Annotated in this window: 22 protein-coding genes; 13 read left to right on the top strand and 9 right to left on the bottom strand. The window is 62.0% G+C overall.

What is annotated here, in order from left to right; all coding sequences use genetic code 11:
* Positions 1-97: 97 nt before the first annotated feature.
* Positions 98-1066, top strand: a complete 969-nt coding sequence (locus tag CKW37_RS19105) for a glutathione S-transferase family protein (RefSeq protein WP_095157308.1) — start codon at positions 98-100, stop codon at positions 1064-1066.
* A 93-nt stretch (positions 1067-1159) separates the two neighbouring features.
* On the opposite strand, the gene cysG is transcribed toward CKW37_RS19105, so the two are convergent.
* The 6 genes from cysG to ftsK form a co-directional block, all read right to left on the bottom strand.
* On the bottom strand, positions 1160-2548 hold the full coding sequence (cysG, locus tag CKW37_RS19100; protein ID WP_095157306.1) for a siroheme synthase CysG: 1389 nt from the start codon (positions 2546-2548) through the stop codon (positions 1160-1162).
* The gene (gene serS / locus CKW37_RS19095; protein WP_095157304.1) at positions 2549-3829 is read right to left on the bottom strand and encodes a serine--tRNA ligase; all 1281 of its coding nucleotides are present in this window, start codon (positions 3827-3829) and stop codon (positions 2549-2551) included. It abuts the gene before it with no gap.
* 27 nt (positions 3830-3856) lie between these two features.
* A complete protein-coding gene (gene crcB / locus CKW37_RS19090) occupies positions 3857-4231 on the bottom strand; it encodes a fluoride efflux transporter CrcB (RefSeq protein ID WP_095157302.1) in 375 nt (124 codons plus the stop codon).
* The gene (locus tag CKW37_RS19085; RefSeq protein ID WP_095157300.1) at positions 4228-5553 is read right to left on the bottom strand and encodes a replication-associated recombination protein A; all 1326 of its coding nucleotides are present in this window, start codon (positions 5551-5553) and stop codon (positions 4228-4230) included. The genes crcB and CKW37_RS19085 overlap by 4 nt, the downstream gene beginning before the upstream one ends.
* Positions 5554-5571: 18 nt before the next feature.
* Entirely contained in the window at positions 5572-6195 is a 624-nt protein-coding gene (lolA, locus tag CKW37_RS19080) for an outer membrane lipoprotein chaperone LolA (protein ID WP_095157298.1), read from the bottom strand.
* Positions 6196-6258: 63 nt separating this feature from the next.
* On the bottom strand, positions 6259-8664 hold the full coding sequence (ftsK, locus tag CKW37_RS19075) for a DNA translocase FtsK (protein ID WP_095157296.1): 2406 nt from the start codon (positions 8662-8664) through the stop codon (positions 6259-6261).
* A 377-nt stretch (positions 8665-9041) separates the two neighbouring features.
* On the opposite strand from ftsK, the gene aat reads away from it, so the two are divergent.
* The 3 genes from aat to infA all read left to right on the top strand — a co-directional run bounded on the left by aat (position 9042) and on the right by infA (position 10821).
* Positions 9042-9737, top strand: a complete 696-nt coding sequence (aat, locus tag CKW37_RS19070) for a leucyl/phenylalanyl-tRNA--protein transferase (protein WP_095157294.1) — start codon at positions 9042-9044, stop codon at positions 9735-9737.
* Positions 9738-9792: 55 nt separating this feature from the next.
* The gene (locus CKW37_RS19065) at positions 9793-10500 is read left to right on the top strand and encodes an arginyltransferase (protein WP_095157292.1); all 708 of its coding nucleotides are present in this window, start codon (positions 9793-9795) and stop codon (positions 10498-10500) included.
* A gap of 102 nt (positions 10501-10602) precedes the next feature.
* A complete protein-coding gene (infA, locus tag CKW37_RS19060; RefSeq protein WP_002553999.1) occupies positions 10603-10821 on the top strand; it encodes a translation initiation factor IF-1 in 219 nt (72 codons plus the stop codon).
* A 97-nt stretch (positions 10822-10918) separates the two neighbouring features.
* Here the strand turns inward: infA and clpA are convergent, their stop codons facing one another.
* Positions 10919-13189, bottom strand: coding sequence for an ATP-dependent Clp protease ATP-binding subunit ClpA (gene clpA / locus CKW37_RS19055; RefSeq protein WP_095157290.1), 2271 nt, complete (start codon positions 13187-13189; stop codon positions 10919-10921).
* Between the two features lie 30 nt (positions 13190-13219).
* Positions 13220-13582 carry an ATP-dependent Clp protease adapter ClpS gene (clpS, locus tag CKW37_RS19050; protein ID WP_045188377.1) on the bottom strand — a complete coding sequence of 121 codons (363 nt, stop codon included), beginning with the start codon at positions 13580-13582 and terminating at the stop codon, positions 13220-13222.
* A gap of 229 nt (positions 13583-13811) precedes the next feature.
* Between clpS and cspD the strand changes: the two genes are divergently transcribed.
* Positions 13812-14063 (top strand): cold shock domain-containing protein CspD, encoded by a 252-nt coding sequence (cspD, locus tag CKW37_RS19045; RefSeq protein WP_095157288.1) that lies wholly within the window; start codon positions 13812-13814, stop codon positions 14061-14063.
* A gap of 66 nt (positions 14064-14129) precedes the next feature.
* Here the strand turns inward: cspD and icd are convergent, their stop codons facing one another.
* Positions 14130-15386, bottom strand: a complete 1257-nt coding sequence (gene icd / locus CKW37_RS19040; RefSeq protein WP_095157286.1) for an NADP-dependent isocitrate dehydrogenase — start codon at positions 15384-15386, stop codon at positions 14130-14132.
* Positions 15387-15804: 418 nt separating this feature from the next.
* Between icd and CKW37_RS19035 the strand changes: the two genes are divergently transcribed.
* From CKW37_RS19035 to CKW37_RS19000, 8 genes are all read left to right on the top strand, one after another.
* On the top strand, positions 15805-18030 hold the full coding sequence (locus CKW37_RS19035) for an NADP-dependent isocitrate dehydrogenase (protein WP_095157284.1): 2226 nt from the start codon (positions 15805-15807) through the stop codon (positions 18028-18030).
* A gap of 80 nt (positions 18031-18110) precedes the next feature.
* Positions 18111-18551 carry an NUDIX hydrolase gene (locus CKW37_RS19030; RefSeq protein ID WP_095157282.1) on the top strand — a complete coding sequence of 147 codons (441 nt, stop codon included), beginning with the start codon at positions 18111-18113 and terminating at the stop codon, positions 18549-18551.
* Positions 18552-18620: 69 nt separating this feature from the next.
* Positions 18621-19736 (top strand): tRNA 2-thiouridine(34) synthase MnmA, encoded by a 1116-nt coding sequence (mnmA, locus tag CKW37_RS19025; RefSeq protein WP_095157280.1) that lies wholly within the window; start codon positions 18621-18623, stop codon positions 19734-19736.
* Complete coding sequence (hflD, locus tag CKW37_RS19020) at positions 19733-20353, top strand: high frequency lysogenization protein HflD (protein WP_095157278.1); 621 nt, start codon at positions 19733-19735, stop codon at positions 20351-20353. The genes mnmA and hflD overlap by 4 nt, the downstream gene beginning before the upstream one ends.
* A gap of 146 nt (positions 20354-20499) precedes the next feature.
* Complete coding sequence (purB, locus tag CKW37_RS19015) at positions 20500-21870, top strand: adenylosuccinate lyase (RefSeq protein ID WP_095157276.1); 1371 nt, start codon at positions 20500-20502, stop codon at positions 21868-21870.
* An 82-nt stretch (positions 21871-21952) separates the two neighbouring features.
* Entirely contained in the window at positions 21953-23119 is a 1167-nt protein-coding gene (locus CKW37_RS19010; RefSeq protein WP_095157274.1) for a cupin domain-containing protein, read from the top strand.
* A complete protein-coding gene (locus tag CKW37_RS19005; RefSeq protein WP_095157273.1) occupies positions 23112-23543 on the top strand; it encodes a GNAT family N-acetyltransferase in 432 nt (143 codons plus the stop codon). The genes CKW37_RS19010 and CKW37_RS19005 overlap by 8 nt, the downstream gene beginning before the upstream one ends.
* 66 nt (positions 23544-23609) lie before the next feature.
* Positions 23610-24374: a secretin N-terminal domain-containing protein gene (locus CKW37_RS19000; RefSeq protein WP_095157272.1), complete on the top strand. Its 765-nt coding sequence runs from the start codon at positions 23610-23612 to the stop codon at positions 24372-24374.
* The last annotated feature ends 212 nt before the right edge of the window (positions 24375-24586 follow it).

The raw sequence follows: 24586 nt of genomic DNA, 5'->3' as shown, positions 1-24586 counted from the left end.
CCATCGATCAAAAACCCGGGATCTTTGCGCTATTTGTTCGAACTGAAGTCCGTAGACTGGGCTCCAACTTCTATACGAATTGCCAAGGAGCCCCCTCATGGGCCTGTTGATCGACGGACGCTGGCACGACCAGTGGTACAAAAGCAGCAAGGACGGTGCCTTCGAACGGGAAAACGCCCAACGCCGCAACGCCCTGCCCGCCGCCGAGGCCGGGCGTTATCACCTCTATGTTTCGCTGGCCTGTCCGTGGGCGCATGGCACCCTGATCCTGCGCAAGCTCAAGGGCCTGGAAAGCCTGATCGACGTCTCGGTGGTCAGTTGGCTGATGGGCGAACAGGGCTGGACCTTCGACCAGAGCCAGGGCTCCACCGGCGACAAACTCGACGGCCTCGACTTCCTGCACCAGCGTTACACCCGCGACGACCCGAACTACACCGGCCGCGTCACCGTGCCGGTGCTGTGGGACAAGCAGGAGCAGCGCATCGTCAACAACGAGTCGTCGCAGATCATCCGCATCTTCAACAGCGACTTCGATGAACTCACCGGCAATCGCCTGGACCTCTACCCCGAACCGCTGCGGGCGAAGATCGACGCGCTCAACGAGCGGATTTACCCGGCGGTCAACAACGGCGTCTACCGCGCAGGCTTCGCCACCTCGCAGGCGGCCTACGAAGAAGCGTTCGATGCCTTGTTCGCGGAGCTGGATGCGTTGGAGCAGCTACTGGACGGGCAGCGTTACCTGGCCGGGGAATACCTGACCGAGGCTGATGTGCGCCTTTTCACCACCATCGTCCGCTTCGACGCGGTGTACCACGGCCACTTCAAATGCAACCTGCGGCGCATCGAGGATTATCCGAACCTGAGCAACTGGCTGCGAGAGCTGTATCAATGGCCGGGCGTGGCCGAGACGGTGGACATGGAGCATATCCAGCGCCACTACTACATGAGCCACAAGACGATTAACCCAAACGGCATCGTGCCCAAGGGGCCGCTGCAAGACTTTGGGCGGGCGCATGATCGGGAAAGGCTGGTTGGGCGGGGGATCTGGAGGAAGACCGGCGTCTGAATGATATTTGGGTCGCTGTGCGGCCTTCGCGAGCAAGCTCGCTCCTACACGGTCGGCGTAGGAGCGAGCTTGCTCGCGATGGCCCAAAAACGACTAGCCCTGAGCCCCTTCGAACCACTTCAGCTTGTCCCGCAACTGCACCACCTCCCCAACGATCACCAGCGTCGGCGCATGAACCTCATGCTCCGCCACCAGTTGCGGCAGGTCAGCCAGGGTGCCGGTGAAGACCCGCTGGTTCTTGGTGGTGCCCTGCTGGACCAGCGCCGCCGGCGTATCCGCCGCGCGACCGTGACGAATCAGCTCGGCGCAAATGGTCGGCAAGCCGACCAGCCCCATGTAGAACACCAGGGTCTGGGCCGGCGCGACCAGATCATCCCAAGGCAGATTGCTGGTGCCGTCCTTGAGGTGGCCGGTCACGAAACGCACCGATTGGGCATAGTCGCGATGGGTCAGCGGAATCCCGGCATACGCCGAGCAACCACTGGCCGCCGTGATCCCGGGCACCACCTGGAACGGAATGCCCTGCTCCGCCAACTCCTCGATTTCCTCGCCTCCGCGACCGAAGATGAACGGGTCGCCGCCTTTCAAGCGCAGCACCCGCTTGCCCTGACGGGCCAGGTCCACCAGTTGCTGGTTGATCTGGTCCTGCGGTACGGAGTGATCGGCGCGGCGCTTGCCGACATAGATACGCTCGGCATCACGCCGGCACATCTCGATGATCGCCGGAGCGACCAGGCGGTCGTAAAGCACCACGTCGGCCTGCTGCATCAGGCGCAGCGCGCGGAAGGTCAGCAGGTCCGGATCACCGGGACCGGCGCCGACCAGATAGACCTCGCCAGCATTCTGCTGGGTAGCGCCATCCACCTTGGCCTGCAACAGGCGTTCGGCTTCGGCGCCCTGCCCGGCCAGTTGCCGCTCGGCGATCGGGCCCTGGAACACTTCTTCCCAGAAACCGCGACGCTGATTGACGTCCAGGTAGAGCCCCTTGACCCGCTCGCGAAAACGCGCGGCCAGACCGGCAAGCTCACCATAGGCGGCAGGAATCCAGGTCTCCAGACGGGCGCGGATCAACCGCGCCAGCACCGGGGCGTCGCCGCCACTGGACACCGCGACCACCAGCGGCGAACGGTCGACGATAGCCGGGAAAATCACCGAGCACAGCGCCGGCGCGTCCACCACGTTGACCGGTACGCAACGACGCCGCGCATCCGCTGAAACCTGGGCGTTGAGCGCCGGGTCGTCGGTGGCGGCGATGATCAGTTGGCAGTCATCCAGATCGCTTTCCTGATAGCCGCGGTCCAGGGTCTGGCCTCCACTGTGCCGAGCCAGCTCGGCCAGTTGCCCTTCGATCTCGGGCGCGACCACGCGCAGCTTGGCCCCGGCATCGGCCAGCAGGCGAGATTTGCGCAAGGCAATCTCGCCGCCACCCACCACCAGCACCTGACTGCCACGCAAATTGTGGAACAGCGGCAAAAACTCCATTTAGCCGATGACCTCGAGGCCACCCATGTACGGCTTGAGGACTTCTGGCACACGGATGGTGCCGTCGGCCTGCTGGTAATTCTCCAGCACCGCGACCAGGGTACGGCCAACCGCCAGGCCCGAGCCGTTGAGGGTGTGCACCAGCTCCGGCTTGCCGGTTTCCGGGTTGCGCCAGCGGGCCTGCATACGGCGCGCCTGGAAGTCGCCACAGTTGGAGCACGAGGAAATCTCGCGGTACTTGTCCTGGCTCGGCACCCAGACTTCCAGGTCGTAGGTCTTCACCGCACTGAAGCCCATGTCGCCGGTGCACAGCGCCAGCACGCGGTACGGCAGCTCCAGCGCCTGCAGCACGCGCTCGGCATTGCGGGTCAGGCCTTCCAGGGCTTCCATCGACGTGCTCGGCTCGACGATCTGGACCATCTCGACCTTGTCGAACTGGTGCTGGCGGATCATGCCGCGGGTGTCACGGCCCGATGCACCGGCTTCGCTGCGGAAGCACGGGGTGTGGGCGACGAACTTGATCGGCAGTTGCTTGGCGTCGACGATTTCACCAGCGACGATGTTGGTCAGCGACACTTCAGCGGTCGGGATCAGGTAGAAATCGGCCTCGCCTTCACGGCTGATCTTGAACAGGTCTTCCTCGAACTTCGGCAACTGGCCGGTGCCTTGCAGCGCCGGCGCCTGGACCAGGTACGGGGTGTAGGCCTCTTCGTAACCGTGCTCGTTGATGTGCAGGTTGATCATGAACTGCGCGAGGGCGCGGTGCAGGCGGGCAATCGGGCCACGCAGCAGGGCGAAGCGCGCGCCGGACAGCTTGGCGGCGGTCTCGAAGTCCAGGTAGCCGTCGCGCTCGCCGAGGGCAACGTGGTCCTGGATCGGGAAGTCGAACGCGCGCGGAGTACCCCAGCGGCGCACTTCGACGTTGCCGTCTTCATCCGCGCCCACCGGGACGCTGGCGTCCGGCAGGTTGGGCAGGGTCAGCAGGATCTGGTCCAGCTCGGACTGGATCGCGTCCAGCTCGACCTTGCCGGCGGCCAGTTCGCCCGCCATGCGCTCGACGTCCGCCATCAGCGGCGCGATGTCCTCGCCCTTGGCCTTGGCCTGGCCGATGGACTTGGAACGGGCGTTACGCTCGGCCTGCAGTTGTTCGGTCCGGGTCTGCACCGTCTTGCGGCGCTCTTCCAGGGACTCGATGCGCGCGACATCCAGGCTGAAGCCACGGGAGGCCAGGCGGTCCGCCACTTCCTGAAGTTGGCCGCGTAACAGTTTGGAATCGAGCATATCGTTCTCTCGTTATGTAGGTGTGGTTCAGATTCGGGTCAATGCCAGGCCGGCCCATGTCGCGAGCAGGCCGCCCAGCACGCTGGCCGCGGCATAGCCGAAGGCCAACGGCGCCTGCCCGCTTTCGAGCAGGCGCACGGTATCCAGTGAAAAAGATGAAAACGTGGTCAGGCCGCCGAGGAACCCGACGATCAGGCCGGCACGCAGCTCGACCGGCACGAACGGGCGGTGCAGGAAAAGCCCGTAGAGCAGGCCGATCAGCAGACAGCCGATCAGATTGACCGCCAGCGTACCGAGATAAAAGTGGCGAGGCCAGTGGGCGTTGACCCAGTTGGCAGCGGCAAAACGCAGCAGTGTACCGGCAATCCCCCCGGCGCTGACGGCGGCAACGAGTGCAATCACGGTTTTCTCCGCTGCCGGGGACTGGTCCGGTCAAGCTCGGCCAGGTGCTTGAGCTTCTCGCCGATCTTCAGTTCCAGGCCCCGCGGCACCGGCTGGTAATACTGGCGCGGCTCGAGTTCGTCGGGGAAATAGTCTTCGCCGGCGGCATAAGCGTCCGGCTCGTCATGGGCGTAGCGGTACTCCTCGCCGTAGCCCAGTTGTTTCATCAGCTTGGTCGGGGCGTTGCGCAGGTGCAGCGGCACTTCCAGCGAACCGTGCTCGGCGGCTTCGCGCAGCGCAGTCTTGAAGCCCATGTACACGGCGTTGCTCTTCGGCGCGCAGGCGAGGTAGGTGATGGCCTGGGCCACCGCCAGCTCGCCTTCCGGGCTGCCGAGCCGCTCCTGCACGTCCCAGGCCGACAGGCACAGGCTCAGGGCACGCGGGTCGGCGTTGCCGATGTCTTCGCTGGCCATGCGCACCACGCGCCGGGCCAGGTACAGCGGGTCGCAGCCGCCGTCGAGCATCCGCGCAAACCAGTACAACGCCGCATCCGGGTTGGAGCCGCGGATGGATTTGTGCAAGGCCGAGATCTGGTCGTAGAACGCTTCGCCGCCCTTGTCGAAACGCCGACGGCTGTCACCCAGCAGGCTTTGCAGCAGATCGACGCCAATCTCGCCGCCGTCTTCGGCCAGGTCCGAGGCGTTTTCGAGGAAGTTGAGCAGGCGCCGGCCATCACCATCGGCGGCGGCAAGCAGCATCTTGAACGCCTCATCGCCGAGGCTCAGGTTGCGCTTGCCCAGTCCGCGCTCCTCGGTCAACGCACGCTGCGCCAGACGGCGCAGGGCTTCTTCATCGAGGCTTTTGAGCACATACACCCGTGCCCGCGACAGCAGCGCGTTGTTCAGCTCGAAAGAGGGGTTTTCGGTGGTCGCGCCGATGAAAATCAGCGTGCCATCTTCGACATAGGGCAGGAACGCATCCTGCTGGGACTTGTTGAAACGGTGCACTTCATCGACGAAGAGGATGGTCCGTCGCCCGTACTGGGCCGCCTGCTGCTTGGCGATTTCCACCGCATGGCGGATTTCCTTGACCCCGGCGAGGACCGCCGACACCGTTTCGAAATGCGCATCGCAGAACTGCGCCAGCAACCGCGCCAGGGTCGTCTTGCCGACGCCGGGCGGGCCCCAGAAAATCATCGAATGCAGCGCGCCCTGCTCCAGTGCCTCGCGCAGCGGCTTGCCGCGCGCCAGCAGGTGCTGCTGACCGACGTATTCATCCAGATTGAGCGCGCGCATGCGCGCGGCCAAGGGCTGGGATACCGGTTCACTGCGAAACAGGTCCATGGACGGCTGTACGACCTCTTACTCTTTGATCACATCCGCGCCAGCGGGGATGTCGAACTTGAACTTGCTGGCCGGTACCGGCTCGTTGGCCTTGACGCCGTTGAACAGGATATTGGTGCGCGAGCCGGTGGTGTCGACCAGTTGCATGTCATTCACCAGGCCGCGACGGAAGGACAGGCGCAGGGAATCGAACAGGCTGTCCTTGGTTTTCGGCTTGAGGGTGAAATCCATGACGTCGCCCTGCTCCTTCGAGGTGATATCGAAGCTCTGGCTGATCTTGGAAATATCACCGGAAAGCAACAGGGCCGGGGTCTGGGTCAGGCGTTCGTCGAGCTTCTTGACGGTGGCCTGCTCCAGGTCCGGGTCCCACAGGGTAACGTTCTTGCCATCGGACACCACCACCTGCTCCTGCGGCGCGTCGGTGTGCCAGTAGAACAGGCCCGGACGCTGGACCACCATCTGCCCGGCGGTTTCCTGCAACTGGGTGCCGCCGGCATCGAGGGTCAGCTGGGAGAAACGAGCTTCGATGGTCTTCGAGTTGTTCAACAACTGGCTCAGGCGAGCCACATCCGCCTCGGCGGCAAAGGCCGAAACGCTGGACAGGCTCAAAGCGGAAACCAACATCATGCGAATCAGGCGCATGGCAATCCTCGTTGCAGAATGAATGAACCGGCGGGCATCGCTGCCCGCCGGCTGAATGGGGTATCAGTCCCGCGAAGGTCCCGGTGCGAGGACTTCACGTGAGCCGTTGGTGTTCATGGCGGTGACCACACCGGCCATTTCCATCGCCTCGATCATCCGCGCGGCGCGGTTGTAGCCGATCTTCAGCTTGCGCTGTACTGCGGAAATCGACGCGCGGCGGCTCTCCAGAACGAACTGCACGGCTTCGTCGTAGAGCGCATCGGTCTCGGCGTCGTCGCCGCCATCGCCACCGCCGCCGCCATCGAAGCCGCTGCCGGCCTCCTCGACGCCGCTGAGAATGTCTTCGTTGTAGTCCGGCGCGCCACGCAGTTTCCAGGCTTCAACCACGCGATGCACCTCGTCGTCGGAGACGAAGGCGCCGTGCACGCGAATCGGCAGGCTGGTGCCGGGGGGCATGTAGAGCATGTCACCGTGACCGAGCAGTTGCTCGGCGCCACCCTGGTCGATGATGGTCCGCGAGTCGATCTTGCTGGAGACCTGGAACGCCATGCGGGTCGGGATGTTGGCCTTGATCAGACCGGTGATGACGTCCACCGACGGCCGCTGGGTCGCGAGAATCAGGTGGATACCCGCAGCACGCGCCTTCTGTGCGATCCGGGCGATCAGCTCTTCGACCTTCTTGCCGACGATCATCATCATGTCGGCGAACTCGTCCACCACCACCACGATGGTCGGCAGCGTCTTCAGCAGCGGCGGCACGTCGTCCATGCTCTCGCGGCGGAACATCGGGTCGTAGATCGGCTCGCCGGCTTCCTCGGCGTCCTTCACCTTGCGGTTGAAGCCCGCGAGGTTACGCACGCCCATGGCCGCCATCAGCTTGTAGCGCCGTTCCATCTCGGCAACGCTCCAGCGCAGGGCGTTGGCGGCGTCCTTCATGTCGGTGACCACCGGGCACAGCAGGTGCGGAATGCCTTCGTAGATCGACAGTTCGAGCATCTTCGGGTCGATCATGATCAGCTTGGCGTCTTCCGGGCCCGACTTGAACAAGATCGACAGGATCATCGCGTTCACACCGACCGACTTACCGGAACCGGTGGTACCGGCTACCAGCAGGTGCGGCATCTTCGCCAGGTCAGTGATCACCGGCTTGCCGCCGATGTCGTGCCCCAGGGCCATGGTGACCGGCGACTTGGCCTCGTCGTACTGCGGCGACGACAGCACTTCGGAGAAGCGCACGATCTGCCGGTCTTCGTTGGGGATTTCGATACCGACGGTGGTCTTGCCGGGAATCACCTCGACCACCCGCACACTGGTTACCGCCAGCGAGCGCGCAAGGTCCTTGGCGAGGTTAGCGATACGGCTGACCTTGACCCCGGCCGCCGGCTGGATTTCGTAACGGGTGATCACCGGCCCCGGATGAATCGAGTCCACCGAGACTTCCACACCGAATTCCTTCAGCTTGATTTCCAGCAGATGACCGACGGCCGCCAGGGATTCGGGCGAGCGGTTGACCTGCTTCTTCTCGGCGGGATCGAGAATGGAGATCGGCGGCAGCGTACCTTCCACGGCGCTGTCGACGAACAACGGCGCCTGCTTCTCTTTCTGCACGCGCTTGCTCGGTTCCGGCGCCGGAGCTGCGGCCGGCATGATGATTGGCGGGGCTTTCTGCTCGCGCTCGGCCACATGTTTGGTAAGGGCCTGATCGCGCTCAATGATGCGTTCGCGGGCTTTTACCTGCTCGCGGCGATCGGGGACGGAGGGGGCAACCACGTCATGGACCTGCTCGTCGACCTCGCGCAGTTGCGCAACCAGTTGCTTGCGTTCGTTGCGGGCGGTCCACCAGCGATTGGCGGCGCCCTGGATCAACTCGAAGAGATCGAGGGTGATCTTGCCGGTGATGTCCATCACCTTGAACCACGACAGGTCGGTGAACACCGTCAGGCCAAACAGGAACAGGGCGATGAACATCAGGGTGCTGCCCTGCACGTTCAGCGCGTTCTTGGCCAGGTCACCGAGGCTTTCGCCCAGCGCACCGCCCGCCGAGGCCGGCAGGCTGGGTGCGGAATGGAAATGAATGTGCGCCAGCGCGGCGCCGGACAGCACCAGGAACACCAGGCCGATCAGCCGCCAGGAGAACAGCCAGCCGCTCCACTGCCAGGGCTGGTGGCGCTCGCGGAAGATCTGCCAGGTCTTGATCGCCAGCAGCAGCGGGAAGATGTAGGCGAAATAACCCAGCACCATGAACAGGACGTCGGCAAAGAAGGCGCCTGCACGGCCAGCGGCGTTCTGCACCTGATCGACGTTGCTGGTATGGCTGAAGCCCGGGTCGGCCTGGTCGTAGGTCAGCAAAGCCATCCACAGGTAAAGGCACAAGGCGCCCATGGCAATCAGGGCACCTTCCTTGAGCCTGTAATGCAACTGCTGGCGCCAGAGCGGCTCGGGATTGGGTGTTGCTGTGGGTTTCTTCAAAACTGGTCTATTCCTGCGCTTTTTGCGCGTCCAACCGTGATTGACCAACGGGCGCGGTCAACAAATCACTACTTTTAACATTACTGCCGACCTATCGCTATCGCGGCTCGGCGGATCGAACAGTCAGGCGGGTCAATTTCCCATGCAACAATTTGAGCACGCATTTTCTTTTGTGACAAAGGCTTATGCGGGGTTTTTGCGTAGTTGGGACAACTGCCCCCTGGTTAAGTTGCGCAAGAAGCAATTCGCCATCAGTTGCGCCGGACAAAAGCCTCTGCCGCGCGGATTCCGCCAAGCGCCGGCAGGCTTGTCCCGCGGGGCTTTTTCGGGTCATGCTGGGCGCCCTCCCCTTCCCTCGGCGGCGTGACCGAATAACGATGCTGACCTGGCTCAACCGCAACACCCTGGACTTTCCACCTCTGGAAAAAGCCCTGCGGGAACCCAACGGCCTGCTCGCCGCCGGCGGCGACCTGCGCCCCGAACGCCTGGTGCAAGCCTATCGCCACGGCTGCTTTCCCTGGTATCAGGATGGCCAGCCGATCCTCTGGTGGTCGCCGGACCCTCGCACCGTGCTGTTTCCCGACGAGTTGCACGTGTCCCGCTCGCTGCGCAAGTTCATGCGCCAGGCGCGCTATGAGGTCAGTTTCGATCAGGACTTCAGCGCAGTAATCCAGGCCTGCGCCGCGCCGCGCAGCTACGCCGACGGCACCTGGATCACCGACAACATGCAGGCGGCTTATGTCGAGTTGCATCGCCAGGGCCTCGCGCACTCCGTGGAGGTGCGCCAGGACAGCGAACTGGTGGGCGGCCTCTATGGCCTGGCGATGGGCCGGTTGTTCTTCGGCGAATCCATGTTCAGTCGGGCCGATAACGCTTCCAAGGTCGGCTTCGTGACACTGGTCGAGCACTTGCGCGAGGCGGGGTTCGTTCTCATCGACTGCCAGATGCCGACCGAGCACCTGCACAGCCTCGGCGCCCGCGCTATCGCCCGCGCCACCTTCGCCGACTACCTGCGCCAATACCTGGACCAGCCCAATCGCGCCACCTGGATCTGCCAGCGAGCCGTTTGCTAGGCGAGTTTTCAGAGCTGGCTTACACTTAGAAAAAACACCTGCCGAGGGGTTGATCATGACTGAGTTGGCGCGGTTGAAGTTCTATGCCACTCAACCCCATGCCTGCAGCTACCTGCCTGACGAGCAAGCCACCACGCTGTTTCTCGATCCGAGCCAGCCGATGGACGCCAACGTCTACGCGGACCTGTCGGAAATGGGCTTTCGCCGCAGCGGCGACCACCTGTACCGGCCCCATTGCCAGAATTGCAATGCCTGCGTACCGGCACGCATCCCGGCTGCGCGCTTTACCCCCAATCGCCAGCAGAAACGCATCATCAAGCGCAACGCCGACCTGATGGTGAGCCCCGCCCGCCCTTCGTTCAACGAAGAGTACTTCGACCTCTACCGACGCTACATCGAGCAGCGCCATGCTGACGGTGACATGTACCCTCCCAGTCGCGACCAGTTCTCGACCTTTCTGGTCCGGGACCTGCCATTCTCCCGTTTCTACGAGTTCCGCCTGGACGGCAAACTGGTCGCTATCGCGGTGACCGACCTGCTGCCCAACGGACTTTCGGCGGTCTACACCTTCTACGAACCTACAGAAGAACGCCGCAGCCTCGGCCGTTATGCCATCCTGTGGCAGATCGGCGAAACCCTGCGCCTTGGTCTCGATGCCGTTTACCTTGGCTACTGGATCAAGAACTGCAAAAAAATGAACTACAAGACCCAATACCGCCCTATTGAACTGCTGATCAACCAGCGCTGGGTCACCCTGAACTGAAAACCTTGGCTTGACCTCCATTTTTCGGGCACAATGCACGCCACTTTTTGTAGCTGGGTACTTCTGTGCCGGGCCATAACTGAACACCGAGGGCTTTACTGCATGTCGAAAGAAGACAGCTTCGAAATGGAAGGCACTGTCGTCGACACCCTGCCCAACACCATGTTCCGCGTGGAGTTGGAAAACGGGCACGTCGTAACCGCGCACATCTCCGGAAAGATGCGCAAGAACTACATTCGTATCCTTACTGGTGACAAGGTCCGCGTCGAGCTGACGCCTTACGACCTCAGCAAAGGCCGCATCACCTACCGCGCCCGCTAAAGTCGATACGAAAAAAGCCCGGCAATCGCCGGGCTTTTTTTCGTGTCGAACAAAGCAGTGAACCTGCTGCGGGGGCGACCCCCCCGCGAGCAAGCCATCAGGCCATTTCGGCCGTGGTCTCGAAATCGAAGACCAGTTCGCCGTCGCGGATGTCGATGTGCACCACACCGCCATGGTCGGCCAGTTCCCCGAACAGGATTTCCTCGGCCAGTGGCCGCTTGATCTTGTCCTGGATAAGCCGCGCCATTGGACGAGCCCCCATCTGCGCATCGTAGCCGCCAACCGCCAGCCAGTTGCGTGCTGCATCGGACACTTCCAGCAGGACACGCTTGTCCTCCAGTTGCGCCTGCAGCTCGGTGAGGAACTTGTCCACCACGCTCTTGATCGTCTCGTGAGTCAGGCGACCAAACTGGATGATGGTGTCCAGACGGTTGCGGAACTCCGGCGTGAAGCTCTTCTTGATCACTTCCATCGCATCGGACGAGTGGTCCTGATGCGTGAAACCGATGGAAGCACGCGCCGCAGTTTCGGCGCCGGCGTTGGTGGTCATGATGACGATCACGTTGCGGAAGTCCGCCTTGCGCCCGTTGTTGTCCGTCAAGGTGCCGTGGTCCATGACCTGCAGCAGCAGGTTGAAGACTTCCGGATGCGCCTTTTCGATCTCGTCGAGCAACAGCACGCAATGCGGCTGCTTGGTGATGGCTTCGGTCAGCAGACCACCCTGGTCGAAGCCGACATAGCCCGGAGGCGCACCGATCAGGCGCGACACGGTATGCCGTTCCATGTACTCCGACATGTCGAAGCGAACCAGCTCGACACCCAGCGCCTTGGCCAGTTGCCGTGCCACCTCGGTCTTGCCCACCCCGGTCGGACCGGAGAACAGGAAGGAACCGACAGGCTTGTCAGGCGCTTTCAGACCCGCACGAGAGAGCTTGATAGCAGTGGCCAGCGAATCGATCGCCGCATCCTGACCGAACACGGTCAGTTTCAGGTCGCGCTCCAGGTTGCGCAGCAGTTCCTTGTCGGAGCTGCTGACATGCTTCGGCGGAATACGGGCGATCTTCGCCACGATGTCTTCGACCTGCTGCACCTCGATGCGCTTGACCCGAGCCTCGACCGGCTGCAGACGCTGATAGGCACCCGCCTCGTCGATCACATCAATGGCTTTGTCCGGCATGTGCCGGTCATTGATGTAGCGCGCTGCCAACTCGGCCGCTGCACGCAGGGCCTCGTCGCTGTACTCGATGCTGTGGTGGGACTCGAAACGCCCCTTCAGCCCGCGCAGGATGCCCACGGTGTCTTCGACCGACGGCTCGCTGACATCGACCTTCTGGAAGCGCCGCGCCAAGGCACGGTCCTTCTCGAAGATGCCACGGAACTCCTGGAAGGTCGTGGAACCGATGCAGCGGATGTCGCCAGAGGACAACAGCGGCTTGAGCAGGTTGGAGGCATCCATGACACCGCCGGATGCCGCGCCGGCACCGATGATGGTGTGGATTTCATCGATGAACAAAATTGCCTGCGGACGTTTGCGCAGTTCACCCAGGAGCGCCTTGAAGCGCTTCTCGAAGTCGCCGCGGTACTTGGTGCCGGCCAGCAAAGCGCCGAGGTCTAGCGAATAGACCACGCTCTGGGACAGCAGATCAGGCACTTGGCCGTCGACGATGCGCTTGGCCAGGCCTTCGGCGATCGCCGTCTTGCCGACACCGGCCTCGCCCACCAGCAGCGGGTTGTTCTTGCGCCGACGCGCGAGAATCTGTGCCACGCGCTCGACTTCGCTCTCACGCCCGACCAGCGGATCGATACGGCCCTGACGAGCGAGTTCGTTGAGGTTGCTGGCGTAGGCATCCAGGGGATTACTCGACGACGAGGTTTCGCCGCCGTCTTCGTCCTGCATTTCCTGCTCGCCTTCGGGGTGTTCGCCGTGGCCGGGCACTTTGGAAATGCCGTGCGCGATGTAGTTGACTACATCGATGCGAGCCACGCTTTGTTGCTTGAGAAGGAATACCGCCTGGCTTTCCTGCTCACTGAAAATGGCCACCAGTACGTTGGCGCCGGTCACTTCACGCTTGCCCGAGCTCTGTACATGGAAGACGGCACGCTGCAGCACACGCTGGAAGCCCAGGGTTGGCTGGGTTTCACGGTCCTCGTCATGGACGGGGATCAGTGGCGTGGTGGAGTCGATGAACTCCTGCAGATCGTGTTTGAGTTTGTCGAGATTCGCACCGCACGCGCGCAAAACAGTCGCGGCGGCCTCGTTATCCAGCAATGCCAGCAGAAGGTGTTCAACCGTCATGAACTCATGACGCTTGGAACGGGCCTCCTTGAAGGCCAGATTGAGGGTGACTTCGAGCTCGCGGTTTAACATAGCTTCACCTCATACCCAAGTGGTCGGCGATTAACCGTCCTTCTCGATTTCACAGAGTAGCGGATGCTGGCTTTCCCTTGCGTATTGGTTGACCTGCATGGCCTTGGTCTCGGCGATGTCACGGGTAAACAATCCGCACACTGCCCGTCCCTCGGTGTGGACGGCCAGCATGACCTTGGTCGCCAGCTCGCGGTTCAGGTTAAAAAACACCTCGAGCACTTCGACGACGAAATCCATCGGCGTGTAGTCATCGTTGAACAAAACCACCTTGTACATCGGTGGCGCCTGCAGCGCCGGCTTGGCTTCCTGTACGGCCAGGCCAGCACCATCGTCCTCATGCGATTGCGGGCGATCCTGATTGAATGTTAGTCGAATCTGGCTATGTGCATGCATGGAAAGAATTTCATCATTTCGACAGGTTAGGGTTGAGGGTTGACCGCTTGAACCGACGCCAGGCAACGGCCGTCGCCTGACCTTGACTATCAGCAAAACGGTGTTACAACCAATAAGAACCCACCGTGGTCAATAAAGGTCCGCGCAGTCAACCAGAATTTTCGCAGGTTATATGCGGATGGAGTGGATGATACTCCAGTGATGGAGTCCTTTGCAGAGGGATATGAGGATGGCAAGCGGTAAAGTCAAGTGGTTCAACAATGCCAAGGGCTATGGCTTCATCAATGAAGAAGGCAAGACCGAGGATCTGTTCGCTCACTATTCGGCAATCAAGATGGACGGTTATAAAACACTGAAAGCCGGACAAGCCGTGACTTTCGACATCATCCAGGGCCCCAAGGGACTTCATGCCGTGAACATCGGTGACAGCACCAGCACGACAGAGGTCAAGACCACAAACCCGATCACCGCCGACGCCTGACCTTCAACGCGGCGAAAAAAAACCGGCCAACCTCGTCATACGGGGCTGGCCGGTTTTTCATGCCGCTTACATGTGCTTGATCAGCGCTTCACCGAAGCCCGACGACGAAACCAGGGTCGCGCCTTCCATCAGACGTTCGAAGTCATAAGTCACCGTCTTGGCCCGGATGGCGCCGTTGGTGCCCTTGATGATCAGGTCGGCCGCTTCGGTCCAGCCGAGGTGGCGCAGCATCATTTCAGCGGAGAGGATCACCGAACCCGGGTTCACCTGGTCCTTGCCCGCGTATTTCGGCGCGGTGCCGTGGGTGGCTTCGAACATCGCCACGGTGTCGGACAGGTTGGCACCCGGCGCAATGCCGATACCACCGACCTCGGCCGCCAGGGCGTCGGACAGGTAGTCACCGTTGAGGTTGAGGGTCGCGATCACGTCGTACTCGGCCGGGCGCAGCAGGATCTGCTGCAGCATGGCGTCGGCAATGGCGTCCTTGACGATCACTTCACGGCCGGTGTTCGGGTTCTTGAACTTCATCCACGGGCCGCCATCGAGCAGCTCGGCGCCGAATTCGTTCTTCGCCACCTCGTAGCCCCAATCCTTGAAGGCACCTTCGGTGAACTTCATGATGTTGCCTTTATGGACGATGGTCAGCGACTTGCGGTCGTTGTCCACGACGTATTGCAGGGCTTTGCGCACCAGGCGCTGGGTGCCTTCCTTGGAGACCGGCTTGATGCCGATGCCGCAATCCTGGTCGAAACGGATCTTGGTGACACCCATTTCTTCCTTGAGGAATTTGATGACCTTGTTGGCCTCAGGCGAACCGGCTTTCCATTCGATACCGGCGTAGATGTCTTCAGAGTTCTCGCGGAAGATCACCATGTCGACGTCGCCCGGCTTCTTCACAGGGCTCGGGACACCGTCGAACCAGACGACAGGACGCAGACAGACATACAGGTCAAGTTGCTGGCGCAGCGCTACGTTCAGCGAGCGGATGCCGCCACCGACCGGCGTGGTCAGCGGGCCCTTGATGGAAACCACGTAATCCTTCACCGCGTCGAGGGTTTCCTGGGGCAGCCAGGTGTCCTGGTCATAGACCTGGGTGGCCTTTTCGCCGGCGTAGACTTCCATCCAGGAAATCTTGCGCTTGCCGCCGTAAGCCTTCTCGACCGCAGCGTCGACCACCTTGATCATGACCGGGGAAACGTCTACCCCGATACCGTCGCCTTCAATGAACGGGATGATCGGATTGTCTGGAACATTGAGAGAATGGTCTGCGTTGACGGTGATTTTGTCGCCGACTGCCGGAACCTCGATTTTCTGGTATCCCATGCTGCACTCCGCTTTTTTTGGTTTGTAGTCTTCATGCAATCCCCAGAGCCTAACCCAGTTGACGGCGAACGGAAACCTTGCCCACAAAACCGTCACAAAGCCGAAAAAAGCTCTACATCTTTCGTCTATAAATGGTCATCCGACATCTTCGTCTTGATGATTAGGACCAAGGAATTGGTATACTGCGCCGGTGACTCAAGGGTCACTTGGGGGCGAGATGTCCGCTACAGGTCCCGCTGCCCCGACAAGACTGAGCTGTTACCGCGGTTCAGCCGTTTGACACTCGACTGATGCAATCCACCATCACAGCCCTGGATCCTCGACTTTCCGCTCATGGATGTGTCTGAGCGAAGCGCTTACCCTGCGCGCCCTACCGAGATCCCGAGCACGCTCAGCAAAACAGAGAGTTAACCCGAATATGTCCACCCGATCCAAGATCATCTACACCTTCACCGACGAAGCCCCGGCACTCGCCACCTACTCGCTGCTCCCCATCGTCGAAGCCTTCACCGCTACTGCCGACATCGCAGTAGAAACCCGGGACATCTCTCTCGCTGCCCGCCTCCTCTCCGCCTTCCCAGAACAACTCGGCGCCGAAAAGCAAGTGGCCGACCATCTGGCGGAACTGGGACAACTGGCGACGACCCCGGAAGCCAACATCATCAAGCTGCCGAACATCAGCGCCTCGGTTCCACAACTGAAGGCCGCGATCAAGGAGCTGCAAGCCAAGGGCTTCAACATTCCGGACTACCCGGAAGCACCGGCCAACGACGCTGAGAAAGAAGCCAAGGCACGCTACGACCGCATCAAGGGCAGCGCCGTGAACCCGGTTCTGCGCGAGGGCAACTCTGACCGCCGCGCACCACTGTCGGTCAAGAACTACGCCCGCAAACACCCGCACAAGATGGGTGCCTGGGCCGCTGACTCGAAGTCCCATGTCGCTCACATGAGCAACGGCGACTTCTACGGCAGCGAAAAAGCCGCCCTCATCGAAGCCGATGACAGCCTGCGTATCGAATTGCTGAGCAAAGACGGTTCCACCACCGTCCTGAAAGAAAAAACCTCGGTCAAGGCCGGCGAAATCATCGATTGCGCCGTACTGAGCACCAAGGCCCTGCGCGCCTTCATCGCCGCTGAAATCGAAGACGCCAAGGCTCAGGGCGTGCTGCTGTCGGTTCACCTGAAAGCCACCATGATGAAAGTCTCCGACCCAATCATGTTCGGCCAGATCGTTGCCGAGTACTACGCGGACGCGCTGAACAAGAACGCCGCCATCCTTGAGCAGATCGGTTTCAACCTGAACAACGGCATCGGCGACCTGTACGCCCGCATCAAGAACCTGCCAGCCGAGCAGCAGGCGCAGATCGAAGCCGACATCCAGGCTGTCTATGCCATCCGCCCTGCGCTGGCCATGGTCAACTCCGACAAGGGCATCACCAACCTGCACGTGCCGAGCGACGTTATCGTCGACGCCTCGATGCCGGCGATGATCCGTGACTCGGGCAAGATGTGGAACACCGAAGGCCAGCTGCAAGATACCAAGGCTGTCATTCCTGACCGCTGCTACGCGACCATCTACCAGGCCGTGATCGAAGACTGCAAGAAACACGGCGCCTTCGACCCGACCACCATGGGCAGCGTACCGAACGTCGGCCTGATGGCGCAGAAAGCCGAAGAGTACGGTTCTCACGACAAGACCTTCCAGGCCAAGGCCGATGGCGTCATCCGCGTACTGGACGGCCAGGGCAACCTGCTGCTGCAACAGGACGTCGAAGCCGGCGACATCTTCCGCATGTGCCAGACCAAGGACGCGCCGATCCAGGATTGGGTCAAGCTCGCCGTCAACCGCGCTCGCGCCAGCAACACCCCGGCGCTGTTCTGGCTCGACCCGCAACGCGCCCACGACGGCGTGCTGATCGAGAAAGTCCAGAAGTACCTGAAAGACCACGACACCGCTGGCCTGGACATCCGCGTCCTGTCGCCGGTCGAGGCAATGAAGGTCTCGCTGCAGCGTATCCGCGCCGGCCAGGACACCATCTCGGTGACCGGTAACGTGCTGCGCGACTACCTGACCGACCTGTTCCCGATCATGGAACTGGGCACCAGCGCCAAGATGCTGTCGATCGTTCCGCTGATGAACAACGGCGGCCTATTCGAAACCGGCGCCGGTGGTTCGGCTCCGAAACACGTACAGCAACTGGTCGAAGAGAACTTCCTGCGCTGGGACTCGCTGGGCGAATTCCTGGCACTGGCTGCTTCCCTGGAACACCTGGGCAACACCTACGCCAACCCGAAAGCCAAGGTACTGGCTGCCACCCTGGACCAGGCCACCGGCCAGTTCCTGGACAGCAACAAGTCCCCTGCGCGCAAGGTCGGCAGCATCGACAACCGCGGCAGCCACTTCTACCTGACCCTGTACTGGGCCCAGGCACTGGCTGCACAGACTGAAGATGCCGCACTGCAGGCACGCTTCGCCCCGCTGGCCAAAGCCCTGGCTGAGAACGAAGCGACCATCGTCGCCGAGCTCAACGCCGTTCAAGGCAAGCCCGTCGAAATCGGTGGCTACTACTTCCCCGACGCCGAGCTGACCAGCAAGGTGATGCGCCCAAGCCAGACCCTGAACAGCGCGATTGCCGCACTCTAAGGTTCGCTTGACGTAACATCGGAAGCCCCGGCCACGCACCGGGGCTTCTGCTTTCTGCGCTCGCCACACAGGAACCTTTCATGACCTGGCAACCCCATATCACCGTCGCCACCATCGTCGAAGACCAGGGCCGCTTCCTGCTGGTCGAAGAATTCAAGGCCGGCAAGCACGTGTTCAACCAGCCCGCCGGCCACCTCGAAGCCAACGAAACCCTGCTTGAAGCCGCCCTGCGCGAAACCCTCGAAGAGACCGCCTGGGACGTCGAGCTGACCGGACTGGTCGGCATCTACCTCTATACCGCCCCCAGCAACGGCGTGACCTACCAGCGAATCTGCTTCGCCGCCCGCCCTGTCAAGCACCATGCCGATCGCGCCCTGGACAGCGATATCGTCCGCGCAGTGTGGATGACCCCGGAAGAACTGGCCGCGGACCCCGAGCGCTGGCGCAGCGAGCTGGTCCCGCGCTGCATCGAGGACTACCTGGCGGGGCCTTTGCACAGCCTTGAGCTGATCCGCAACTGAGCAGGTTTTCGCCTTGAAGGACGCAGCCTGATAGAATCGTCGTCTTTTTCCAGATACGCACCCATACCTATGTCCGAACCAGCTCTCCAAAAGGCACGCGTCATCGTCGGCATGTCCGGCGGCGTGGACTCTTCCGTTTCCGCCCTCCTGCTGATGGAGCAGGGCTACCAGGTGGAAGGCCTGTTCATGAAGAACTGGGAAGAGGACGATGGCACCGAGTACTGCACCGCCCGCGAAGACCTGGCCGACGCCCAGGCCGTGTGCGACCGCATCGGCATCAAGCTGCACACCGCCAACTTCGCCGCAGAGTACTGGGACAACGTCTTCGAGCACTTCCTTGAGGAATACAAGGCCGGCCGCACGCCGAACCCGGACATACTCTGCAACCGCGAAATCAAGTTCAAAGCCTTTCTGGACTACGCCCTGGCCCTCGGCGCCGACCTGATCGCCACCGGCCACTACGTGCGCCGCCGCGATATCGACGGACGCACCGAACTGCTCAAGGGCCTGGACCCGAACAAGGACCAGAGCTACTTCCTCCACGCCGTCGGCGGCGAGCAGATCGCCCGCACCCTGTTCCCGGTCGGCGAACTGGAAAAACCCGAAGTCCGTGCAATTGCCGAAAAACACGGCCTGGCCACGGCCAAGAAGAAAGATTCCACCGGTATCTGCTTCATCGGCGAACGTCGCTTCAGCGATTTTCTCAAGCAATACCTGCCGGCCCAGCCCGGCGAGATCCAGACCACCGACGGCGAAGTCATCGGCCAGCACCACGGCCTGATGTACCACACCATCGGCCAGCGCCAGGGTCTCGGCATCGGCGGCCTGAAAGACGCCGGCGACGAGCCTTGGTACGTGCTGGAAAAAGACCTCGGCCGCAACGTGCTGGTGGTCGGCCAAGGCAATGAACACCCATGGCTGTTCTCCCGCGCCCTGCTCGCCTCGGAAATCTTCTGGGTCAATCCGATCGATCTGTCCGCGCCACGCCGCCTGACCGCCAAGGTCCGTTACCGCCAGAGCGATCAGGACTGCACCCTGGAGCGCACCGAGAACGGCTACCGCGCCGTGTTCGACGAACCTCAGCGCGCCGTGACGCCCGGCCAGTCCGTGGTGTTCTACGACGGCGAAATCTGCCTCGGCGGCGGCGTGATCGAAACCGCCGAGCCGTGGAGCGCCCGCGGATGAGCCCGACCCAGGAGCAACTGATCGCCCTTGGCGGAGTTTTCCAGGCCGCAGTGCTGGTTGACCGCATCGCCCGCACCGGTTCGGCCAGCGAGGCCAATATCGGCTGCATGCTCGGCAGCCTGCTGGTGCGCGACCCGAAGGACACCCTGGAGGTGTTCGGCGGCGATGACATCAATCTGCGCGATGGCTACCGCGCCCTCGCCAGCGCCCTGGAACGCGATCCCGGCAGCCTGCAGCGCGAACCGCTGCGCTATGCCCTGTCGATGCTCGGCCTGGAGCGGCAACTGGCCAAGCGCGGCGACATGCTGGAAACCATCGGCAACCGCTTGCCGCAGATCCAGTCCCAGGCCGAGCATTTCGGCCTGGTTCACGAAAACGTCATCGCCTCCAGCGGCGCGCTGTATCAGGATACGTTGAGTACCCTGCGCCAACGCATCCAGGTGCATGGCGACATGCGCCACCTGCAACAACCGAACAATGCGTCGAAAATTCGCGCCCTGCTGCTCGCCGGCATTCGCGCCGCGCGCCTCTGGCGTCAGCTTGGCGGCCATCGCTGGCAGCTGGTTTTCAGCCGGCGCAAGCTGCTCAGCGAGCTGTACCCGATGCTGCGCGGCTAAGACGTAAAAGGTCGGCGCGAAGCCCGCGCCGACCCAGCGAAATACACGATCCGGCCGGCAATACCTTTTGTCAGCCACCCGACCCGGGGGCATTTTTCATGTATGATATGCGCCCTTTTCAAAGCCTGACTGTCCGAGAACACCCCATGCAGCTCTCCTCGCTCACTGCGGTTTCCCCTGTAGACGGCCGCTACGCCGGCAAAACCCAGGCCCTGCGCCCCATTTTCAGCGAATACGGCCTGGTCCGTTTCCGCGCCCTGGTCGAAGTTCGCTGGTTGCAGCGCCTGGCCGCCCACCCGCAAATCGCCGAGGTTCCAGCGTTCTCCGCCGAAGCCAACGCCGTACTCAATGGCCTGGCCGATGAGTTCGCCCTTGAGCACGCCGAGCGCGTCAAAGAGATCGAGCGCACCACCAACCACGACGTCAAGGCCATCGAATACCTGCTCAAAGAGCAGGCGGCCAAGCTGCCGGAACTGGCCAAGGTCAGCGAGTTCATCCACTTCGCCTGCACCAGCGAGGACATCAACAACCTGTCCCACGCCCTGATGCTGCGCGAAGGCCGCGATACCGTGCTGCTGCCGCTGATGCGCCAGATCGCCGAATCCCTGCGTGAACTGGCCCACCGCTTCGCCGACGTGCCGATGCTGTCGCGCACCCACGGCCAACCGGCCTCGCCGACCACCCTGGGCAAAGAGCTGGCCAACGTCGTCTACCGCCTCGAGCGGCAGATCGCGCAAGTTGCCGCCGTCCCGCTGATGGGCAAGATCAACGGCGCCGTGGGCAACTACAACGCCCACCTGTCGGCCTACCCGCAGATCGACTGGGAAGCCAACGCCCGCGCCTTCATCGAAGACGAGCTGGGCCTGGTGTTCAACCCTTACACCACCCAGATCGAGCCGCACGACTACATCGCCGAGCTGTTCGACGCCATCGCGCGCTTCAACACCATCCTGATCGACTTCGACCGTGACATCTGGGGCTACATCTCGCTGGGCTACTTCAAACAGAAGACCATCGCAGGTGAAATCGGCTCCTCGACCATGCCGCACAAGGTCAACCCAATCGACTTCGAGAACTCCGAAGGCAACCTGGGCATCGCCAACGCGCTGTTCCAGCACCTGGCCAGCAAACTGCCAATTTCCCGCTGGCAGCGCGACCTGACCGACTCCACCGTACTGCGCAACCTCGGTGTCGGCTTTGCCCACAGCGTGATCGCCTACGAAGCCAGTCTCAAAGGCATCAGCAAGCTGGAGATCAACACCGCGCGCATCGCCGAAGACCTGGACGCCTGCTGGGAAGTCCTGGCCGAGCCAATCCAGACCGTGATGCGCCGCTACAACATCGAGAACCCCTACGAGAAGCTCAAAGAGCTGACCCGTGGCAAAGGCATCAGCCCAGAGGCGCTGCTGACCTTCATCGATGGCCTGGACATGCCAGCCGAAGCTCGCGAAGAGCTGAAGAAGCTGACCCCTGCCAACTACATCGGCAACGCTGCGGCGCAAGCCAAACGCATCTGATCCATTTCCCGCGTTTTAACGCCCGGCCGAGCCGGGCGTTTTTATTGCTGAAAGAAATTTACTTTTTTTCAATAGGTTAACCATGAATTCTGATACTCCACTGCAACTGTTGGGCGGCTTGACTGCTCGCGAATTCATGCGCGATTACTGGCAGAAGAAACCGCTGCTGGTGCGCCAGGCGTTCACCGACTTCGAAAGCCCGATCGACGCTGACGAACTGGCCGGCCTCGCACTGGAAGAAGAAGTCGAATCGCGCATTGTCATCGAGCATGGCGAGACCCCGTGGGAACTGCGCCGCGGCCCGTTTACCGAAGAAACCTTCGGCACCCTGCCCGAGCGCGACTGGACCCTGCTCGTGCAATCCGTCGACCAGTTCGTCCCGGAAGTCGCCGAGCTGCTGGAGCACTTCCGCTTCCTGCCGAGCTGGCGCATCGACGATGTGATGATCAGCTTCGCCACGCCTGGCGGCAGCGTCGGCCCGCACTTCGACAACTACGATGTGTTCCTGCTGCAAGGGCACGGCAAGCGCAACTGGAAAGTCGGCCAGATGTGCAACAGCGACAGCCCGCTGCTGGAACACCCCGACCTGCGCATCCTCGCCGACTTCGAGCAAAGCGACGAATGGAGCCTTGAGCCGGGCGACATGCTTTACCTGCCGCCGCGCCTGGCCCACTACGGCGTCGCCGAAGACAACTGCCTGACGTACTCGGTAGGCTTCCGCGCCCCGAGCGCCGCTGAAGTGCTGACTCACTTCACCGACTTCCTCAGCCAGTTCCTGACCGACGAAGAACGCTACAGCGACGCCGATGCCCAGCCAGTCAGCGACCCGCATCAGATCCAGCACGACGCACTCGGTCGCCTGAAGAGCCTGCTCAACGAGCACATGGGCGACGAGCGCCTGCTGCTGACCTGGTTCGGCCAGTTCATGACCGAACCGCGCTACCCGGAAATGGTCGCCGGCGAAGCGCTGAGCGAAGAAGAACTGATCGACAGCCTGGAACAGGGCGCGATCATTATCCGCAACCCAAGCGCACGCATGGCCTGGTCGGAAGTCGACGACAACCTGCTGCTGTTCGCCAGCGGCCAGAGCCGCCTGCTGCCGGGCGAATTGCGCGAGCTGCTGAAGCTGATCTGCTCGGCCGACGCCCTGCACGCCGAGAACCTGGCGCAATGGCTCGGTGACGAAGCCAGCCTGGAACTGATCTGCGAGCTGATCAAGCAAGGAAGCCTGGGGTTTGCCAATGAATAAGATCAAGGTGCGGCTTGCCGACTGGAACAAGGACAACGCTGATATCCGCAGGATTCGCGAAGCCGTGTTCATTGCCGAGCAGAACGTTCCGCCAGAGCTGGAATGGGATTCGGACGACAACGATGCCATCCATTTCCTCGCCGTCGAAGACGACTACGCCATCGGCACCGCCCGCCTGCTGCTGGACGGGCAGATCGGTCGCGTGTCGGTGCTCAAGGACTGGCGCGGACTGAAAGTCGGCGACGCGCTGATGCAAGCCGCCATCGTCGAAGCGCAGGACCGCGACCTGAGCCAGCAGATGCTGACCGCCCAGGTCCATGCCACGGCGTTCTATGAGCGCCTGGGTTTCCGCGTGGTCAGTGAAGAGTTCCTGGAAGCGGGAATTCCTCACGTTGACATGGTTCGCGATTCGAAAGCGGTGTAACTCACGGGTCCATCGCGACAGTTCGGCGCGATGGACCCGCACACAACCCCCGGAAACTTTGCCATCATGTCCACTCCACCCGCGGAGATCATGGACATGCCGCTACGCCCCCTGCTCGCCTCCCTGCTTCTGTCGCTCAGCCTGAATGCGCTGGCTGCCACCGAAGTCCTGCCCCTGAACCACCGCACCAGCGCGGAAATGCTGCCCGCCGCGCAAGCCTTTCTCGGCAAGGACGGCACCGTCAGCAGTTTCGAGAACAAGCTGATCGTCAAAGCCGAACCCGGCAAGATCGACGAACTTCGCACCCTTCTTCGCGATCTGGACACCGCGCCGAAACGCCTGCTGATCAGCGTCGACAACAACGACAGCAATTTCCAGGACAACCGCGGCAATGCGCGGATCATCCGCTATGGCACCGCCAACCGCGAAGGCGGACTGCAGCAGATCCAGGCCAGCGAAGGCACCCCCGCACTGATCCAGGTCGGCCAGAGCATCCCCATCACCAGCACGCAGACCGACAATTACGGTCGCGTACAAAGCCAGACCGAGTACCGCAACGTCACGCAAGGCTTCTACGTCACCGCCAGCGTCTCCGGCGACACCGTTCACCTGAACATCAGCACCAACAATGACCGGATGAGCCAGGAACGCCCGGATGTAGTGAAAGTACAAAGTACCGACACGAAGGTCACCGGCAAGCTGGGTGAGTGGATCACGTTGGCGGGTGTGAATGCTCAAAGTCAGGCCGACCGCTCTGCCTCGACCCTGAGCTACTCGACTCAACGGGGTGAAAACATGACTTTGCGGGTAAAAGTCGACGCATTGGACTGAAGCCACGGAAATCAAGGCCTCGACCAACGGCCTTGAAACTGACTGATGAGTCGTATTAGACCAAAGATGTAGTGGAGTGAAAAAACCACTACAAAACATTTGACGACCTCAAATCGCAGAGGCATGATGGCCCCGCTCCCGCTAATCAGGGGCCCTGGCAAGGGCCTTCGGATCGCGCTCTAACCTACCCACCTGAGCCGAGTCCGTGTCTG

This window comes from Pseudomonas sp. Irchel 3E13 (assembly GCF_900187455.1).
In the GTDB taxonomy this organism is placed as follows: Bacteria; Pseudomonadota; Gammaproteobacteria; order Pseudomonadales; family Pseudomonadaceae; genus Aquipseudomonas.
The sequence above is the reverse complement of the archived record's forward strand: the minus strand, read 5'-3'. Positions and strand labels throughout refer to the sequence as shown.

Coding starts and splice junctions, on each gene's coding strand:
- mnmA (WP_095157280.1), top strand. CDS start 18,621: ATGTCCGAACCAGCTCTCCAAAAGGCACGCGTCATCGTCGGCATGTCC.
- CKW37_RS19035 (WP_095157284.1), top strand. CDS start 15,805: ATGTCCACCCGATCCAAGATCATCTACACCTTCACCGACGAAGCCCCG.
- clpA (WP_095157290.1), bottom strand. CDS start 13,189: ATGTTAAACCGCGAGCTCGAAGTCACCCTCAATCTGGCCTTCAAGGAG.
- clpS (WP_045188377.1), bottom strand. CDS start 13,582: ATGCATGCACATAGCCAGATTCGACTAACATTCAATCAGGATCGCCCG.
- icd (WP_095157286.1), bottom strand. CDS start 15,386: ATGGGATACCAGAAAATCGAGGTTCCGGCAGTCGGCGACAAAATCACC.
- CKW37_RS19030 (WP_095157282.1), top strand. CDS start 18,111: ATGACCTGGCAACCCCATATCACCGTCGCCACCATCGTCGAAGACCAG.
- cspD (WP_095157288.1), top strand. CDS start 13,812: ATGGCAAGCGGTAAAGTCAAGTGGTTCAACAATGCCAAGGGCTATGGC.
- CKW37_RS19065 (WP_095157292.1), top strand. CDS start 9,793: ATGACTGAGTTGGCGCGGTTGAAGTTCTATGCCACTCAACCCCATGCC.
- CKW37_RS19000 (WP_095157272.1), top strand. CDS start 23,610: ATGTCCACTCCACCCGCGGAGATCATGGACATGCCGCTACGCCCCCTG.
- cysG (WP_095157306.1), bottom strand. CDS start 2,548: ATGGAGTTTTTGCCGCTGTTCCACAATTTGCGTGGCAGTCAGGTGCTG.
- hflD (WP_095157278.1), top strand. CDS start 19,733: ATGAGCCCGACCCAGGAGCAACTGATCGCCCTTGGCGGAGTTTTCCAG.
- purB (WP_095157276.1), top strand. CDS start 20,500: ATGCAGCTCTCCTCGCTCACTGCGGTTTCCCCTGTAGACGGCCGCTAC.
- CKW37_RS19010 (WP_095157274.1), top strand. CDS start 21,953: ATGAATTCTGATACTCCACTGCAACTGTTGGGCGGCTTGACTGCTCGC.
- CKW37_RS19105 (WP_095157308.1), top strand. CDS start 98: ATGGGCCTGTTGATCGACGGACGCTGGCACGACCAGTGGTACAAAAGC.
- CKW37_RS19085 (WP_095157300.1), bottom strand. CDS start 5,553: ATGGACCTGTTTCGCAGTGAACCGGTATCCCAGCCCTTGGCCGCGCGC.
- lolA (WP_095157298.1), bottom strand. CDS start 6,195: ATGCGCCTGATTCGCATGATGTTGGTTTCCGCTTTGAGCCTGTCCAGC.
- CKW37_RS19005 (WP_095157273.1), top strand. CDS start 23,112: ATGAATAAGATCAAGGTGCGGCTTGCCGACTGGAACAAGGACAACGCT.
- serS (WP_095157304.1), bottom strand. CDS start 3,829: ATGCTCGATTCCAAACTGTTACGCGGCCAACTTCAGGAAGTGGCGGAC.
- infA (WP_002553999.1), top strand. CDS start 10,603: ATGTCGAAAGAAGACAGCTTCGAAATGGAAGGCACTGTCGTCGACACC.
- aat (WP_095157294.1), top strand. CDS start 9,042: ATGCTGACCTGGCTCAACCGCAACACCCTGGACTTTCCACCTCTGGAA.